We start from the raw sequence: 14,704 nt of genomic DNA on the forward strand, positions 1-14,704 counted from the left end.
CCCCCGACGCCGGGTCCGTACATGACAGCAAAAGGGCCTCGGACCGGCTTCCGGCCCCGCCCGGTCCCGCCGTACGGGCGCACTTGGGCCGAGGCCGGGAGCGCGATGGCCGCTCCTGGTTATGGTGGGGAGCCTGCCCGGCGGCGCGCTTGACGGCGCGGTCCGCCGGGCGGGTGCCGGAGCGGTCCGCCTGCTAGCTGTGACGGGACGGTGCATGGTGAAGATCCTCATCTCCGCGGACATGGAGGGCGTCACCGGAGTGACCTGGCCGGACGACGTGCTGCCGGGCCACGCCCAGTGGCAGCGGTTCCGGCCGGTGTTCACCGGTGACGTCAACGCGGCGATCGCCGGGTTCTTCGACGGCGGCGCGGACGAGGTGCTGGTCAACGAGGCCCACTGGTCCATGCGCAACCTGCTGCTGGAGCAGCTCGACGAGCGGGCCCAGTTGCTCACCGGCAAGCACAAGGCGCTCAGCATGGTCGAGGGCGTCCAGCACGGCGACGTGGACGGCGTCGCGTTCGTCGGCTACCACGCGGGCGCCGGCACCGAGGGCGTGCTGGCCCACACCTACCTCGCCAACTCCCTGACGGGCGTGTGGGTGAACGGCACGCGCGCCAGCGAGGGGTACCTCAACTCCCTGGTGGTGGCCGAATACGGTGTGCCCGTGGTGCTGGTGACCGGCGACGACCGGACCTGCGAGGACGCCGTCGGGTACGCGCCCGGGGCGCGGGCCGTCGCGGTCAAGGACTACGTATCGCGGTACGCGGCCGTGTGCCGGCCACCGGCCCGTACGGCGGCGGACATCAGAGCCGCCGCGTGCGAGGCGGCGGCCCTGGCGGTGCGCACCGAACCGGTGCGCGGCGGCCCGTTCACCGTGGAGATCGAGTTCGACGCCGAGCACCTGGTGGGCCAGGCGTCCTGCGTCCCCGGAGTCGAGCGCACCGGTGAGCGGCGCGTCGCGTACACCAGCGAGAACATGTACGAAGCGATCCGCTGCTTCAAGACGGTCACCACCGTCGTGTCGTCGGCGGTGGAGGAGCAATATGGCTGACAGCGCCGGCGACGCGGTGGACGGGCGGGCCCTCGACGAGGTCGTGCGGTTCACGTCCGATCTGATCCGTATCGACACCACCAACCGCGGCGGCGGCGACTGCCGGGAGCGCCCGGCCGCCGAGTACGTCGCGGAGCGGCTCGCCGAGGCCGGTCTGGAGCCGGTGCTGCTGGAGCGCAGTCCGGGCCGTACGAACGTGGTCGCGCGCGTCGAGGGTTCGGACCCGGGCGCGGCGGCCCTGCTGGTGCACGGACATCTGGACGTGGTGCACGCCGAGCCCGCCGACTGGAGCAGGCACCCGTTCTCCGGCGAGGTCGAGGACGGCGTCGTCTGGGGCCGGGGCGCGGTGGACATGAAGAACATGGACGCGATGGTGCTCGCGGCCGTCCGGCAGTGGGCGCGTACCGGCGTCCGGCCGCGGCGCGACCTGGTGCTGGCGTTCACGGCCGACGAGGAGGCCAGCGCCATCGACGGCTCGGGTTTCCTCGCCGACCACCACCCGGGCCTGTTCGAGGGCTGCACGGAGGGCGTCAGCGAGTCGGGTGCCTTCACCTTCCACGCGGGCGGCGGGATGCGGCTGTACCCGGTCGCGGCGGGGGAGCGGGGTACGGCCTGGCTGAAACTGACCGCCGAGGGCAAGGCCGGGCACGGCTCGAAGGTCAACCGCGCCAACGCGGTCAGCCGGCTCGCGGCGGCCGTGGCCCGCATCGGCGAGCACCGCTGGCCGGTACGCCTGACCGACACCGTGCGGGCCGCGCTCACCGAACTGGCCGCCCTGCACGGCATCGAGGCCCGTCCGGACGCCCCGGACTTCGACGTGGACACGCTGCTCAGCAAGCTCGGCCCGTCGGCCGCGCTGGTCGAGCCGACGGTCCGCAACAGCGCCAACCCGACGATGCTGGAGGCCGGCTACAAGGTCAACGTCATCCCGGGCAACGCCGTCGCGTACGTCGACGGGCGGGTGGTGCCCGGCGGCGAGGCGGAGTTCCGCACCACCATGGACCGGCTGACCGGGCCCGAGGTGTCCTGGGCGTACGACCACGGCGAGGTGGCGCTCCAGGCGCCGGTCGACTCGCCCACGTACGCGGCGATGCGGGACGCGATCGAGCGCTTCGACCCGGACGGCCATGTGGTCCCGTACTGCATGTCGGGCGGCACGGACGCCAAGCAGTTCTCCCGGCTGGGCATCGCCGGATACGGGTTCTCGCCGCTCAAGCTGCCCGAAGGTTTCGACTACCAGGCGCTGTTCCACGGGGTCGACGAGCGCGTCCCGGTGGAGGCGCTGCACTTCGGCGTGCGGGTCCTCGACCACTTCCTGCGGGCGTCGACGGGGCGGCCGCAGCCCGGATGAGCGGGTGAGCGTCTGAAGGAATGCCGGAGCCGCCGGGCCCGCGACCGCCCGGCGTGGCCCGCCCGTTCCCGCCCGGACCGGTCGATCCCGGCCAGGACAGGACCTCCGTGCGAAAACCGTACGGGTTGATGCCCGGGCCCGTGTACGACAGGCTTGGCGGCTCCAACGCCTAAGGAGGAACGCCACCATGGTGACCACGGCCCCCTACGGAGCCTGGCCGTCCCCGATCGACGCCCGGCTGGTCGCCGAGCACGACGGCCGGCCCGAGTACGTCGGTGTGGTGGGGGACGAGGTGTGGTGGACCGAGGCCCGCCCCGCGGAGGGCGGCCGGCGCGCGCTGGTCCGCAGACGGCCCGACGGCACGGAACAGACGCCGCTGCCGGCGCCCTGGAACGTCCGCAGCCGGGTCATGGAGTACGGCGGCCAGCCCTGGGCCGGTGCGGTGGACGCGGACGGCCGCGCGGTCCTGGTGTTCTGCCACTTCGCCGACCAGCGGCTGTACGCCTACGCGCCGGACGGCGACGCCGCGCCCCGCCCGCTCACCCCGGTCTCCGCCGTCGGCGGCGGGCTGCGCTGGGCCGACCCGGTGCTGCGGCTGGACCGGGGCGAGGTGTGGTGCGTCCTGGAGGAGTTCACCGGCCCCCGGCCGACCGACGTGCGCCGGGTGATCGCCGCGGTGCCGCTGGACGGCTCGGCGGCCGACGACCGCGCGGCCGTACGGGAACTGAGCGACGACCGGAACCGTTTCGTCACCGGCCCGCGGATCTCGCCGGACGGACGGCGGGCCGCGTGGATCGCCTGGGACCACCCGAGGATGCCGTGGGACGGCACGGTCGTGCTGCTCGCCGACATCACCGACGACGGGGCGTTCATCGGCGTACGGACGTTCGCCGGCGGCACCGAGGAGTCCGTACCGCAGATCGAGTGGGATGCGGACGGCACGCTGCTGTACGTCTCCGACGCCGACGGCTGGTGGGAACTGCGCCGCGCCGACCCGGACGCGGCCGGGACCCCGGGCACCCGCCTGTGCCGCCCCCGCCAGGAGGAGTTCGGCGGCCCGCTGTGGCAGCTCGGGGTGCGCTGGTTCCTGCCGCTGGAGGGCGGCACGATCGCGGTGGTGCACGGCCGTGGCGCCATGACGCTCGGCATCCTCGACCCGGTCAGCGGCGAACTGGTGGACGCGGCCGGGCCGTGGACGGAGTGGGCGTCCACGCTCGCCGTGCACGGCAGCCGGGTGGTCGGCGTCGCCGCCAGCCCGCGCAGCGCGTTCGAGATCGTGGAACTGGACACCTGCACGGGCCGGGCCCGGGTGATCGCGGCCCGGCACACCGACGCGGTGGACCCGGTGTACTACCCCGAGCCGCAGATCCGCACCTTCACCGGCCCGGACGGCCGCGACATCCACGCCCACATCTATCCGCCGCACAGCCCGGGACACCGCGCCCCCGACGGCGAACTGCCGCCCTACGTCGTCTGGGCGCACGGTGGACCCACCGGCCGCACCCCGCTCGTGCTGAACCTGACGATCGCCTACTTCACCTCCCGCGGCATCGGTGTCGCGGAGGTCAACTACGGCGGCTCCACCGGCTACGGACGCGCCTACCGTGAGCGGCTGCGCGAGCAGTGGGGCGTGGTGGACGTCGAGGACTGCGCCGCCGTCGCCGAGGCGCTGGCCGACGAGGGCACCGCCGACCGGCACCGGCTCGCGGTCCGCGGCGGCAGCGCGGGCGGCTGGACCGCCGCGGCCTCGCTCGTGACGACCGACCTGTACGCCTGCGCCTCGATCAGCTACCCGGTCCTCGACCTGGTGGGCTGGACCGTGGACGGCACCCACGACTTCGAGTCGCGGTACCTGGAGAGCCTGATCGGCCCGCACGCCGAGGTGCCCGACCGCTACCGCGAGCGCTCCCCGCTGCGGCACGCGGACCGGATCACCGCCCCCTTCCTGCTCCTCCAGGGCCTCGACGACGCCGTCTGCCCGCCCGGTCAGTGCGAACCCTTCCTCGCCGAGGTCAGCCGGCACGGCGTCGCCCACGCCTATCTGGCGTTCGAGGGCGAGGGCCACGGCTTCCGCCGCGCGGAGACCATGGTCCGCGCCGTGGAGGCGGAACTGTCGCTGTACGTCCAGGCCTTCGGCATCGACCGTACGGACGTCCCGGTGCTGGAACTGACGAAGTGACGGCCGGTCACGCCCGTACGCGGACGGCGGAGCGCCCCGGTACCTGGCGCCCGGCGACCGGGTCGCCCTGGTCGCGCCGAGCGGCCCGGTCGCCCCGGAGCGGCTGGACGCCGGGGCCGATCTGCTGCGCGGCTGGGACCTCGAACCGGTCGAGGCGCCCCACGTACGCGGCCGGCACGCCACCCTGCCGTACCTGGCCGCCACGGACGGGGAGCGCGCCCGTGACTTCCAGGAGGCGCTGTGCGACCCGGGCATCGCGGCGGTGTTCGCCGCGCGCGGCGGTTACGGCGCGCAGCGCATGGCCGGCCTCGTGGACTGGGCGGCCGTGCGGGCCGCCTTCCGCGCCCACGGCCCCAAGCCGCTGGTCGGCTTCAGCGACGTCACCGCGCTGCACGAGGCGTTCGCGGTGCGCGCCGGGGTGGCCACGCTGCACGGCCCGGCCGTCGCGGGCGAGGTGTTCCTCAAGGACGAGCCGACCCGCGAACACCTGCGGCGCACGCTCTTCGAGCCCGCTTCGGTGCGGACCGTCACCTCACCGACCGCCCGGCCACTGGTACCGGGGCGGGCGAGCGGCGTCACCCTCGGCGGCTGCCTGTCCCTGCTCGCCGCCGACCTCGGCACACCGCACGCGCGCGCGGGCGCGGGCGGCGGCCTGCTCCTCCTGGAGGACGTGGGTGAGCCCGCGTACCGCGTCGACCGCGCGCTGACCCAGCTGCTGCGCGCCGGATGGCTGTCCGGCGTCGCGGGCGTCGTCCTCGGCTCGTGGGCCCGCTGCGGCCCGTACGAGGAGATCCGCGCGGTGCTGCTGGACCGCCTCGGGCCGCTCGGCGTCCCGGTGGCGGAGGAGTTCGGGTTCGGGCACGGCGACTCGGCGCTCACCCTGCCGCTGGGCGTACGGGCGGAACTGGACGCGACGGCCGGAACCCTCACGTACGACGTGCCGGCGCTGCGGGAACGCTTCTGACACCGGAGCCACCCGGACGAGCGATACGGCCTTCCCACCGCGTTCCCGGCGCCTTACCCGTACGGGTGGTCCGCCGGAGCCCGGCCCCGGTGTTCGTGCAGCCCATCGGGTGGTGCGGGCGGAGCCTTTCGGATGGACCTGGCGTGGCTCGGGAGACAATCCCCGGTGCGAGCGTCGTCACCTTTGTTACTCGTGTCACGACATGAGCCGGCCGTCACCGACCGCTTGGTGCGGCGTGCCTTTGTGGAGGTCTGCGTGCCCAGCGTGTCCAGAGCCCTGCCCCGCGCCGCGGCCCGGCCCGTCCGGCGGGCGGCGCGGACCCGGCACGCCCGGCTGCCGGTCTCCGCCTCGGTGTGCCTGGCGGCGTGCGCGGCGCTCATCGGGCCGGTGAGCGCCGCCGGGACGGCCGGCGCGGCGGGCAGCCGGCACCCCGGGTACTCCGTCACCGCCCTGAAACTGCCGGTGCGGGCCGGCGGCCGCGACTGCACGCTCGACGCCGATCTGTACCGCCCGACGGGCGTGGACGCCGCGCATCCGGCGCCCGCCGTCCTGACCACCAACGGGTTCGGCGGCAGCAAGTCGGACGGCTCCACCGACGCGATCGCCCGCGCCTTCGCCGTCCGCGGCTATGTCGCGCTGGCCTACTCCGGCCTCGGCTTCGGCCGTACCGGCTGCCCGATCTCCCTCGACGACCCGCGCATCGACGGACGGGCGGCGAGCCGCATCCTCGACTTCCTGGCCGGGCAGCGGACGGCGCGGGACGGGACACGGGTCGACTACGTCGCCATGGACGGCCCCCGGGACCCGCGGGTCGGTATGTTCGGCGGCTCGTACGGCGGCGCCATCCAGCTGGCCACCGCCTCCGTGGACCGGCGGCTGGACGCGCTGGTCCCGCTGATCACCTGGCACGACCTCGGGTACGCCATGGCGCCCAACACCGCCGACCGCACCTCCGGTGTGACGGGCCCCGGGCCGGGCGTCTACAAGTACCAGTGGACCAACGGCTTCTACCTCATCGGGGAGGCACAGGGCCTGCTGCGTCCGCGCCTGGACCCCTCGCGCGGCGGCGGCTCGGGCTGCGTGCACTTCGTCGCGCAGGCGTGCGAGACCAAGAAGCTGCTGAACTCCGGCCGCTACCCGGCCGCCCGCACGGAAGCCGTGCTCCGCTACACGCGCAGCGTCTCCCCGGCCTCCTACCTCGGCTCGGTCCGCACACCGACCCTGCTCGTACAGGGGCAGGCGGACACCCTCTTCACCCTCAACGAGGCGGCCGCGACGTTCGAGACCCTGCGGGCGCAGGGCACCGACACCGCGATGATCTGGCAGTCCTGGGGGCACAGCGGCGGCATGGCCGACCCCGCGGAAGGCGAACTCGACCTGTCGAAGGGGAACTTCGAGAGCAGCTACGTCGGGCGGCGGGTCCTCGCGTGGTTCGGCCGGTATCTGCGGCACGAGTGGGACACCGACACGGGGCCGGCTTTCGCGTACTACCGGGACTGGGTGCGCCACGGCCCGGTGTACGGCACCTCGGAGGTCTTCCCCGAGGGCATCCCGCACCGGCTGTACCTCTCCGGCGACGGCAAGCTGGTGGGCAGCCGCGCCGACGTGGTGCCCGGCAGCCGCTCGTACCGCAACTGGCGGGTCTCGTCCAACCATTCGGAGAGTTCGCTGGCCGAACTCCTCAGGCTGCCCAACCCCAAGCCGTACGACACCCGGGGCACCTACCTGGACTGGACGTCCGACCCGGTACGGGGGCGGCCCGTGGACGTGGTCGGCGCGCCGCGGGCCACCCTCCGAGTCCGTTCGCCCGAGGCCGAGCGGGTGCAGCGCTCCGGCGACGCGGCCGACCGGCTGGTCCTGTTCGCCAAGCTCTACGACGTGGCGCCGAACGGCGGCAAGACGCTGGTCCACCGCCTGGTGGCGCCGGTCCGGGTGCCGGACGTGACCAGGAGTTCACCGTCGACCTGCCCGCGATCGTGCACCGCTTCGAGCCGGGGCACCGGCTGCGCTTCGTGGTGGCCGCCAGCGACAACGCGTACTTCGGCAACCGCGGCGGCAAGCCGGTGACCGTACGCAGCTCCCGCGAGCGGACCGGCACGCTCGAACTGCCGGTGGTCATGGAGACTCGGTGACCGTGATGGCCTGGACCGGGCAGGCGCGGGCGGCCTCCCGTACCAGCGGGTCGCCCGCGCCGTCCTCGCGGCCCGGCAGCAGGGCGCTGAACCCCTCGTCGTCCTGTGTGAACACTCCCGGCGCGGTCAGCGCGCACTGGCCGGAGCCGATGCACACGGACGTATCGATGTCGATCTTCATGGCGGCTCTCTTCCGTTCGTCGGCGGGCACACCGGGCACGGCCGGCCGCCCGCTCACCAGGTGACGGGCAGTTCGACCAGGCCCTGGAGGGTGTGGCCGGGCTTGTGGGGGACCTCGGCGGCGGGCACCACCAGCCGCAGGCCGGGGAAGCGGGCGAAGAGCGTCCCGAAGGCGATCTCCATCTCCGCGCGGGCCAGGTTCTGGCCCAGGCACTGGTGGACGCCGAAACCGAAGGCCACGTGGTGGCGGGCGGAGCGCTGCCAGTCCAGGGTGTCCGGCGCGTCGTAGGCGGCGTCGTCCCGGTTGACGACCGAGGTGGAGAAGATGACGCCGTCGTCCGCCCGGATCGTCTCGCCGCCGACCTCGATGTCCCCGGTCGCCACCCGCACCACCCCGTCGGCGATCGACAGGAACCGCAGCAATTCCTCCACCGCGTCCGGGAGCAGCGACGGGTCGGCGCGCAGCGCGGCGTACTGCTCCGGGTGCTCCAGCAGCGTGAAGGTGCCCAGGGAGAGCATGTTGGAGGTGGTCTCGTGGCCGGCCACCAGCAGCAGCAAGGCCATCCGCACCAGTTCGCGGTGACCCACCTCGCCGGTCTCCAGACGCTCGGCGATCAGCTCGTCCAGGAGGCCGTCGCCCGGCTGTTCGCGCTTGTGGGCCACCAGGCCGGTGAAGTAGTCCTCCAGCCGGTCACGGGCGTCGGTGATCTCCCACGGATCGACGCTCTGCAGGAGGGTGCGGGACAGCTCCTCGAAGAGTTCGTGGTCGGCGTACGGGACGCCCAGCAGCGAGCAGATCACCATGGACGGCACGGGCAGCGCGAAGGCGGACACCAGTTCCGCCGGGGGCCCTGCTCCTCCATGGCGTCCAGCAGCCGGTCGACGATCTCCTGGATACGGGGGCGCAGCGCGGCGACGCGCTTGAGGCTGAAGCTCGGTATCAGCATCTGGCGCTGCGTGTTGTGTTCGGGGTCGTCGACGCCCAGCAGCGGGGTCCGCACGGCGCGCAGGGACTCGAAGCGCGGCGCGGGGAGGGGAACGCCGGATTCTGCCGGTCGGCGGACAGGCGCGGGTCGGTGAGCAGCGCCCGGGTCTCGGCGTGGCCGGTCACCACCCAGGCGGTGCGGCCGTTGTAGAGCGTCACACGGGCCAGCGGCCGGGCGTCGCGCAACGGCTGGTATCCGACGGGCGGCTGGTAGGGGCAGGTGCGGTCCTGCGGGAAGGGCAGAGCCTCGGTCATGGGACCTCCTGGCGGAAGGCTGGGTGGGCGACGGGGGTGATGGGCTCCTGTGACAAGGCTGGCGGACGGCGGGTCGGGGGGAGATAAGGGCGGGGGAGTGGACGGGCGGAGCCGGGCAGCGGCGAGGCGGCGGTGGGACGGAGATGGTCCGGCCCGGACCACCTTCCACTCCATGTCCTATGCACGTAATACGTCCATGCCCAGACCGGCCAAGTCCGGCCGCGCCGTGAGGTGCCGGGTGGCGGCGGACAGTTCCGGTCGCCGGCAGCCGTTATCGGTCGCTGTCGGTTGCTTTCGGTCGCGCCCGGTCGCTGCCGGTTGCCTTCAGTTGCGTCAGGTCGCTGTCGGGTGGACCAGCTTCGCCCGGTCTCTTGCGGTCACTCCCGGCAGAGCAGCGTGTCGATCACCGAGTCCAGGTAACGGTCGCGGTCCGTCCCGCCGGGCAGGCTCTCCGGGGCGGCGTGCCCCAGCTGGGTGTGGCCGAGATACGCCGTGTACGCGAGCAGGCCCCGGCGGTGCGCCTCGGCCGCCGGGAAGCCCAGCGCGGCGAACAGGCCGGCGACATAGCCGACCCGGCGGTCCGTCACCCGGCGCAGGGCCGCCGCGACGCGCGGCTCCGCCGCCGTCGCCAGGAGGAGACCTCCAGCGGGTCCGCGGCCGACGCGGCGGACGCGTGCGCGAACAGGCCGCGCAGCCGCCGCTCCGGGTCGGGTTCGGCCTCGACCGTGCGGATGACGGCCTCGGTGTGCAGTTGCTCCCAGCGCTCCAGCGCGGCGTCGACCAGCGCGTCCCGGTTGGCGAAGTGCCAGTAGAAGCTGCCCTTCGTGGTGCCGAGGCGGGTGGCGATCGGCTCGACGGCCACCGCCGCCAGGCCGCCTTCGCCGATGGCCGCGAGGGCGGCCGCGGCCCAGTCCTCGGCGGTCAGGCGGCGTCGGCCGCCGACGGCGCCGCCGGTCTTCCTGCCGCGGCGGGGTCCGTCCGAGGGGCTGCCGTGGGGGACTTGAGGATCGTCCGTGCTCCGTCGCGCCATGACCGTACGCTACCGTACGGTCAAACATACGCCACCGTATGGAGGTGCCCGATGCGCACGGTCCGCGATGTCCACACCCGCACCGTCCAGGCCCCCGCCGCCACGGTCGGAGCCCTGCTCGACCGGCTGGCCGGCGACGACGACCCGCTCTTCCCGGTGCCCGTCTGGCCCGCCATGCGCTTCGACCGCCCGCTGGGTGTCGGCGCGACCGGCGGCCACGGCTTCGTGCGCTACCGCGTCACCGCCTACGAGCCCGGCCGCCACGTCCGGTTCGACTTCCCCGGGGGCGGCCACCACGCCTTCGAGGTGACCCCGCTCGGCGCCGGCAGCTGCCGGGTGACCCACGTCCTGGAGGACCGGCTCGGGGGCGCGCGGCGGGTGGTGTGGCTGCTCGCGATCCGCCGGCTGCACGCCACCGTCGTCGAGGAGGTGCTCGACAACGTCGAACGCGCCGCCACCGGCACGGTCCGCACTTCGGTCCGCCGCTCGCGGTGGGTGCTGCTGCTGAACCGGCTCCTGTGGGAGCGCCCCGTCGCCGTACCCGTCCCGCCCGCCGCCCGGCTGGCCCGTACCGCCTTCGCGCGTACGGACTTCCAGGACGCCTGGCAACTGCCGCTGCCGCCCGGCATGCCGCGCGACCCGGCGGCCTGGAAGGGCGTGCTGCGCGGCGCGTTCCCCGAGAAGGGCCGCGCCACTACCGAGGACGGCGGGGAGATCCTGCTGGGCAAGGACGCCCGACACCTGGACTTCCGGGCGTCGCTCCTGGTCGAGAGTCCGGCCGAGGGGGCGGACGGGCGGACCGCGGGCCATGGTGGCCGGGTGACGCTCAGTACGGTCGTGCGCACCCACCACACCGGTGGGCGGCTCTACTTCGCGGTCGTCCGGCGCGTACACCCCGTCCTGGCCCGGGCGATGCTCCGCCGTACGCACCGCCGCTTGGCGCTGGCCGCGCCGAGCGCGGGGGAGCGGGGGTCGGGGGCACGCGCCCCGCGCGCCGGGTACGGTCACCGGACGCGGCCGTAACGGCTCCCGGCACCCGCGCCGGGCCGTCCGCACGGGCCGCCGACGGACGGACGGCCCGGACGACTCCGGGCGGCCGCGCAGGACGACGACGAGGGAGTGCGACCGATGACCACGGGCGAAACCTGGGCCCCGAGCGAGGAGAGCGGCGCCGTGCGGCCTGCCCTGACCCCCGAGGTGTACGACGCGTCCGCGCTGCCGGACCCGCTGCCGGCGGACGGCGCCCGGGAGGTGTCGCTGTGGCTGGTCCGCAGCGTGCCCGAGGCCGGGCTGCACGACATCGCGGTGCTGGACGCGGCCGAGCGCAAGCGGACCGCCGCCTTCGTCCGGCCCGGTGACCGCGACACCTACGCCACCTCGCACAACGCGCTGCGCCGCCTGCTCGGCGCGTACCTGGACCGCGACCCGGCCGGCATACGGTTCGTACGCGAGGCCTGCCCCTGCTGCGACGAGCCGCACGGCCGGCCGGCGCTGGCGGGGCCCGGGGCGCCGCTGCACTTCTCGCTCTCCCACACCGGCGACATGGCGCTGATCGGCTTCGCCCGTACGCCCGTCGGCGTGGACATCGAGAAGCCGGCCTCGCCCCGGACCGTGGCGGAGGTGTCGGGCATGCTGCACCCGCAGGAGCGCGCGACGCTGGACGCCCTGCCCGAGGACGGGCGGCCGGCCGCGTTCGCCCGCTGCTGGACCCGTAAGGAGGCGTATCTCAAGGGCACGGGCAGTGGTCTGGCGGGCGATCTGATGACCACCACACTGGTCGGTGCCGGGCCGGAGCCGGTCGCCGTGCCGGGGTGGGAGATGGCGGACGTGGCCGTCCCGGAGGGGTACGCGGCGGCCTGCGCGATCCGTGCGGCGGCTGTCACTCACTGACCGGTCCTGACCGAAGCGGCCCGGAGACTGACCGTTCGCATCCTGGCTTCCGCCGGGCCGCCGAGGCGACGACTCGCTCGTACGATCGATATACCTGGCGGCCGGGCCCGCCACTTCGTACGATCGGACGATGGCTGACGATCGCTACCTCGCCACCGGCCCGCGGGTCGGGCTCCGGCACTTCACGGCGGCGGACCGCGCGGAGTTCACGGCGCGGGCCCGGGAGAGCGTACGGCTGCAGCGGCCGTGGCTCTCCTCGCCGACCACCGACGCGGCCTACGACAGCTACTTCGCCAAGCTCCAGGAGCCCTCGCGTGAAGGGTTCCTGATCTGTGAGCTGGAGAGCGGCCGGATCGCCGGCTTCCTGACCGTCAACAACATCGTGCACGCCGCGTTCCGCTGCGGGGCGGTGGGGTACGGCGCGTTCGCGCACGCCGCCGGGCGGGGGCTGATGAGCGAGGGGCTGCGGCTCGCCATGGGACACGCCTTCGGCGAGCTGGGGCTGCACCGCCTGGAGATCAACATCCAGCCGGCCAACGAACGCTCGATCGCCCTGGTCAAGCGCGCGGGCTGCCGGCTGGAAGGCTACTCGCCCGACTTCCTGTTCATCGACGGCGCCTGGCGGGACCACGAACGCTGGGCCATCACCAGTGACATGTTCGAAAGGACCTGATGTCCGAGATCACCTCCGAGATCGCCTCCGGGGTCACCGCCCGGATCGCCTTCCGGCACCCCGTTCCGGTGCTGCGCGTCTTCGACGTGGCCAAGGCGCACGCGTTCTACCTCGGCTACCTGGGCTGCGCCGTCGACTGGGAGCACCGCTTCGCGCCGGACCTGCCGCTCTACACGCAGGTGTCCCGCGGCGGCCTGGTCCTGCACCTGTCCGAGCACCACGGGGACGGTACGCCGGGCTCGGTGGTGTACGCCGAGCTGAGCGGCGTACGGGCGCTGCACGCCGAACTGGCGGCGAAAGACTACCCGTTCCAGAAGCCCGGCCTGGAGGAGGACGGCGAGATCGGGCTGTCGCTCACCGTCACCGACCCGTTCGGCAACCAGCTGCGGTTCAACGAGCCGCCGGCGGACGGGGACGAGGCGCCGGCGCGGTGAGCGGCCGCCGGGAGGCCGGCCGCATGGAGTCCGGCCCACCTGCATCCGCCCGGCACCCGCTTCAGCGTCCCTTGCGGTTGACCTTCATGGTGTCCATGTCGGTGGCGGACGAGCGCAGGTCCCGGTAGCCGTATCCGGCCGCCGTCAGTGCCGCCTCCGCCTTCTCCTCGGCGAGGGCGGCCGCCAGCTCCTCGCCGTCCGCCGCGTCCGAGACGATCACGTACCGGTACGTGAACGACCGCAGCGCCGTGTCGTAGGCGAGCGAGCCCTCGGGCGTGAAACGCAGCTGTGCCGGGCCGTGGTCGTCCACCTCGGCCAGCAGCCTGCCCCTGGCCTCGTCCGTCAGCCCGTCCCACCGGCCCCGCACGATCACCCGGTAGGTGTGCTCCGTCGCCATCGCCGTCCCTCGTCTCGTCGCCGGCGCGGCGGCCCTCGCCGTACCGATGCGCTTGCAACGGTACGGCATGCGGAGCCGCCGCGTGGCACCCGCCCGCCACCTGTCCCGCACCGCGGCGCGGCACCCCTCGCCACCCGTCCCGCACCGCCGAAACCCGGTTGAAGTCCGCGGGCCGGTGCGGTGGGATGGCCGGATGCGCCGCATCGTCCTCCTCGACGCCCCGTCCAACCTCGGGCTGCGCCCTCCGGTGCCCGGCACCGTGCCCGGCTGCTACAAGCTGGCGGGCGCCCTGCGCGAACAGGGGCTGCTACGGCGGCTCGGCGCCCTGGAAGGCGGCGTCGTGACGCCGCCCCGTTACGACCTCGGCGGCTGGCGGGAAGGCGAGGGCGACTTCAACGCCGCCGCCATCGCGGACTACACCCGCCGGCTCGCCGCCCGGGTCGAAGCGCACGTGCGCGCGGGCGAGTTCCCGGTCCTGCTGGGCGGCGACTGCTCCATCCTGCTCGGTGCCGTCCTGGGCCTGCGCCGCGCCGGCCGGTACGGCGTCGCCTACCTCGACGGGCACGGCGACTTCCGCCACCCGGGCAACACCGACCGCACCGGCCCCGTCGGGGCGGCGGCCGGTGAGGAGCCGCCCAGATCACCGGCCGCGGACAGGCCGACCTCACCGGCATCGACGACCTCGGACCGTACGTACGCGACAGTGACCTGCACATCATCGGCATCCGCGACGACGACGAGGACCGCGCCGAACTGGCCTCGCTGGGCATCGCCCACCGCACGGCCGGCGAGATCCGGCGGCAGGGCCCGGAGGCCGTCGCCCGCAGGACCCTGCGCGACCTCCAGGACACGGCACCGGACGGCTTCTGGATCCACCTGGACGCCGATGTGCTCGACCCGTCGGTGATGCCCGCCGTCGACAGCCCCGACCCCGGTGGTCTGTCCACGGAGGAACTGCGCGAACTGCTCGCCCCGTTGACGGCCTCACCGCGCTGCGCGGGGCTCGACCTCACCATCTACGACCCGGACCTCGACCCGGAAGGAACCGGGGCGGCCCTGCTCGCCGACCTCCTGGAAAGCGTCCTCACGCAACCCTGACCGCCGCTGGTCGTCTCCGGCCACTTCTGACCGTTCCTGGCCGCCGCGGGACCGGCATGCGACAGCGGGCGCCGGTACACATGGC

10 protein-coding genes and 4 pseudogenes are annotated in these 14,704 nt (G+C 74.1%); 10 read left to right on the forward strand and 4 right to left on the reverse strand.

Annotation, left to right across the window (positions count from 1 at the left end; all coding sequences use genetic code 11):
- Positions 1–217 precede the first annotated feature (217 nt).
- The 5 genes and pseudogenes from ACEXOX_RS38965 to ACEXOX_RS38985 all read left to right on the forward strand — a co-directional run bounded on the left by ACEXOX_RS38965 (position 218) and on the right by ACEXOX_RS38985 (position 7,677).
- Entirely contained in the window at positions 218–1,051 is an 834-nt protein-coding gene (locus ACEXOX_RS38965) for a M55 family metallopeptidase (protein ID WP_406526609.1), read from the forward strand.
- Entirely contained in the window at positions 1,044–2,402 is a 1,359-nt protein-coding gene (locus tag ACEXOX_RS38970; RefSeq protein WP_406525468.1) for a M20/M25/M40 family metallo-hydrolase, read from the forward strand. Before ACEXOX_RS38965 ends, ACEXOX_RS38970 begins: the two co-directional genes overlap by 8 nt.
- A 187-nt stretch (positions 2,403–2,589) precedes the next feature.
- A complete protein-coding gene (locus ACEXOX_RS38975; RefSeq protein ID WP_406525469.1) occupies positions 2,590–4,581 on the forward strand; it encodes a prolyl oligopeptidase family serine peptidase in 1,992 nt (663 codons plus the stop codon).
- A gap of 43 nt (positions 4,582–4,624) precedes the next feature.
- A complete protein-coding gene (locus ACEXOX_RS38980) occupies positions 4,625–5,545 on the forward strand; it encodes an LD-carboxypeptidase (protein WP_406526610.1) in 921 nt (306 codons plus the stop codon).
- A 333-nt stretch (positions 5,546–5,878) separates the two neighbouring features.
- Positions 5,879–7,677: pseudogene (locus ACEXOX_RS38985) on the forward strand (CocE/NonD family hydrolase).
- Here the strand turns inward: ACEXOX_RS38985 and ACEXOX_RS38990 are convergent.
- The 3 genes and pseudogenes from ACEXOX_RS38990 to ACEXOX_RS39000 form a co-directional block, all read right to left on the reverse strand.
- A complete protein-coding gene (locus ACEXOX_RS38990; protein WP_406525470.1) occupies positions 7,661–7,858 on the reverse strand; it encodes a ferredoxin in 198 nt (65 codons plus the stop codon). The pseudogene ACEXOX_RS38985 and the gene ACEXOX_RS38990 overlap by 17 nt on opposite strands.
- A 53-nt stretch (positions 7,859–7,911) precedes the next feature.
- A pseudogene (locus ACEXOX_RS38995) lies at positions 7,912–9,097 on the reverse strand (cytochrome P450).
- Between the two features lie 377 nt (positions 9,098–9,474).
- Positions 9,475–10,127, reverse strand: a pseudogene (locus ACEXOX_RS39000) (TetR/AcrR family transcriptional regulator).
- Between the two features lie 51 nt (positions 10,128–10,178).
- Here ACEXOX_RS39000 and ACEXOX_RS39005 point away from each other — a divergent pair.
- From ACEXOX_RS39005 to ACEXOX_RS39020, 4 genes are all read left to right on the forward strand, one after another.
- Positions 10,179–11,150: a DUF2867 domain-containing protein gene (locus ACEXOX_RS39005; RefSeq protein WP_406525471.1), complete on the forward strand. Its 972-nt coding sequence runs from the start codon at positions 10,179–10,181 to the stop codon at positions 11,148–11,150.
- A 105-nt stretch (positions 11,151–11,255) separates the two neighbouring features.
- Positions 11,256–12,017: a 4'-phosphopantetheinyl transferase family protein gene (locus ACEXOX_RS39010; RefSeq protein ID WP_406525472.1), complete on the forward strand. Its 762-nt coding sequence runs from the start codon at positions 11,256–11,258 to the stop codon at positions 12,015–12,017.
- 130 nt (positions 12,018–12,147) lie between these two features.
- Positions 12,148–12,690 carry a GNAT family N-acetyltransferase gene (locus tag ACEXOX_RS39015; RefSeq protein WP_030020448.1) on the forward strand — a complete coding sequence of 181 codons (543 nt, stop codon included), beginning with the start codon at positions 12,148–12,150 and terminating at the stop codon, positions 12,688–12,690.
- On the forward strand, positions 12,690–13,124 hold the full coding sequence (locus tag ACEXOX_RS39020; RefSeq protein WP_406525473.1) for a glyoxalase superfamily protein: 435 nt from the start codon (positions 12,690–12,692) through the stop codon (positions 13,122–13,124). Before ACEXOX_RS39015 ends, ACEXOX_RS39020 begins: the two co-directional genes overlap by 1 nt.
- A 61-nt stretch (positions 13,125–13,185) precedes the next feature.
- Here the strand turns inward: ACEXOX_RS39020 and ACEXOX_RS39025 are convergent, their stop codons facing one another.
- Complete coding sequence (locus ACEXOX_RS39025) at positions 13,186–13,521, reverse strand: DUF6204 family protein (RefSeq protein WP_406525474.1); 336 nt, start codon at positions 13,519–13,521, stop codon at positions 13,186–13,188.
- A gap of 193 nt (positions 13,522–13,714) precedes the next feature.
- On the opposite strand from ACEXOX_RS39025, the pseudogene ACEXOX_RS39030 reads away from it, so the two are divergent.
- A pseudogene (locus ACEXOX_RS39030) lies at positions 13,715–14,619 on the forward strand (arginase family protein).
- Positions 14,620–14,704 lie beyond the last annotated feature (85 nt).

The sequence above is a fragment of the Streptomyces sp. Ac-502 genome (genome assembly GCF_045222935.1).
Lineage (GTDB): Bacteria > Actinomycetota > Actinomycetes > Streptomycetales > Streptomycetaceae > Streptomyces > Streptomyces monomycini.

Bases quoted from the DNA above. Each gene is read 5' to 3' on its own strand.
- ACEXOX_RS38975 (WP_406525469.1), top strand. From the start codon at position 2,590: ATGGTGACCACGGCCCCCTACGGAGCCTGGCCGTCCCCGATCGACGCC.
- ACEXOX_RS38970 (WP_406525468.1), top strand. From the start codon at position 1,044: ATGGCTGACAGCGCCGGCGACGCGGTGGACGGGCGGGCCCTCGACGAG.
- ACEXOX_RS38990 (WP_406525470.1), bottom strand. From the start codon at position 7,858: ATGAAGATCGACATCGATACGTCCGTGTGCATCGGCTCCGGCCAGTGC.
- ACEXOX_RS39010 (WP_406525472.1), top strand. From the start codon at position 11,256: ATGACCACGGGCGAAACCTGGGCCCCGAGCGAGGAGAGCGGCGCCGTG.
- ACEXOX_RS39015 (WP_030020448.1), top strand. From the start codon at position 12,148: ATGGCTGACGATCGCTACCTCGCCACCGGCCCGCGGGTCGGGCTCCGG.
- ACEXOX_RS39005 (WP_406525471.1), top strand. From the start codon at position 10,179: ATGCGCACGGTCCGCGATGTCCACACCCGCACCGTCCAGGCCCCCGCC.
- ACEXOX_RS39025 (WP_406525474.1), bottom strand. From the start codon at position 13,521: ATGGCGACGGAGCACACCTACCGGGTGATCGTGCGGGGCCGGTGGGAC.
- ACEXOX_RS39020 (WP_406525473.1), top strand. From the start codon at position 12,690: ATGTCCGAGATCACCTCCGAGATCGCCTCCGGGGTCACCGCCCGGATC.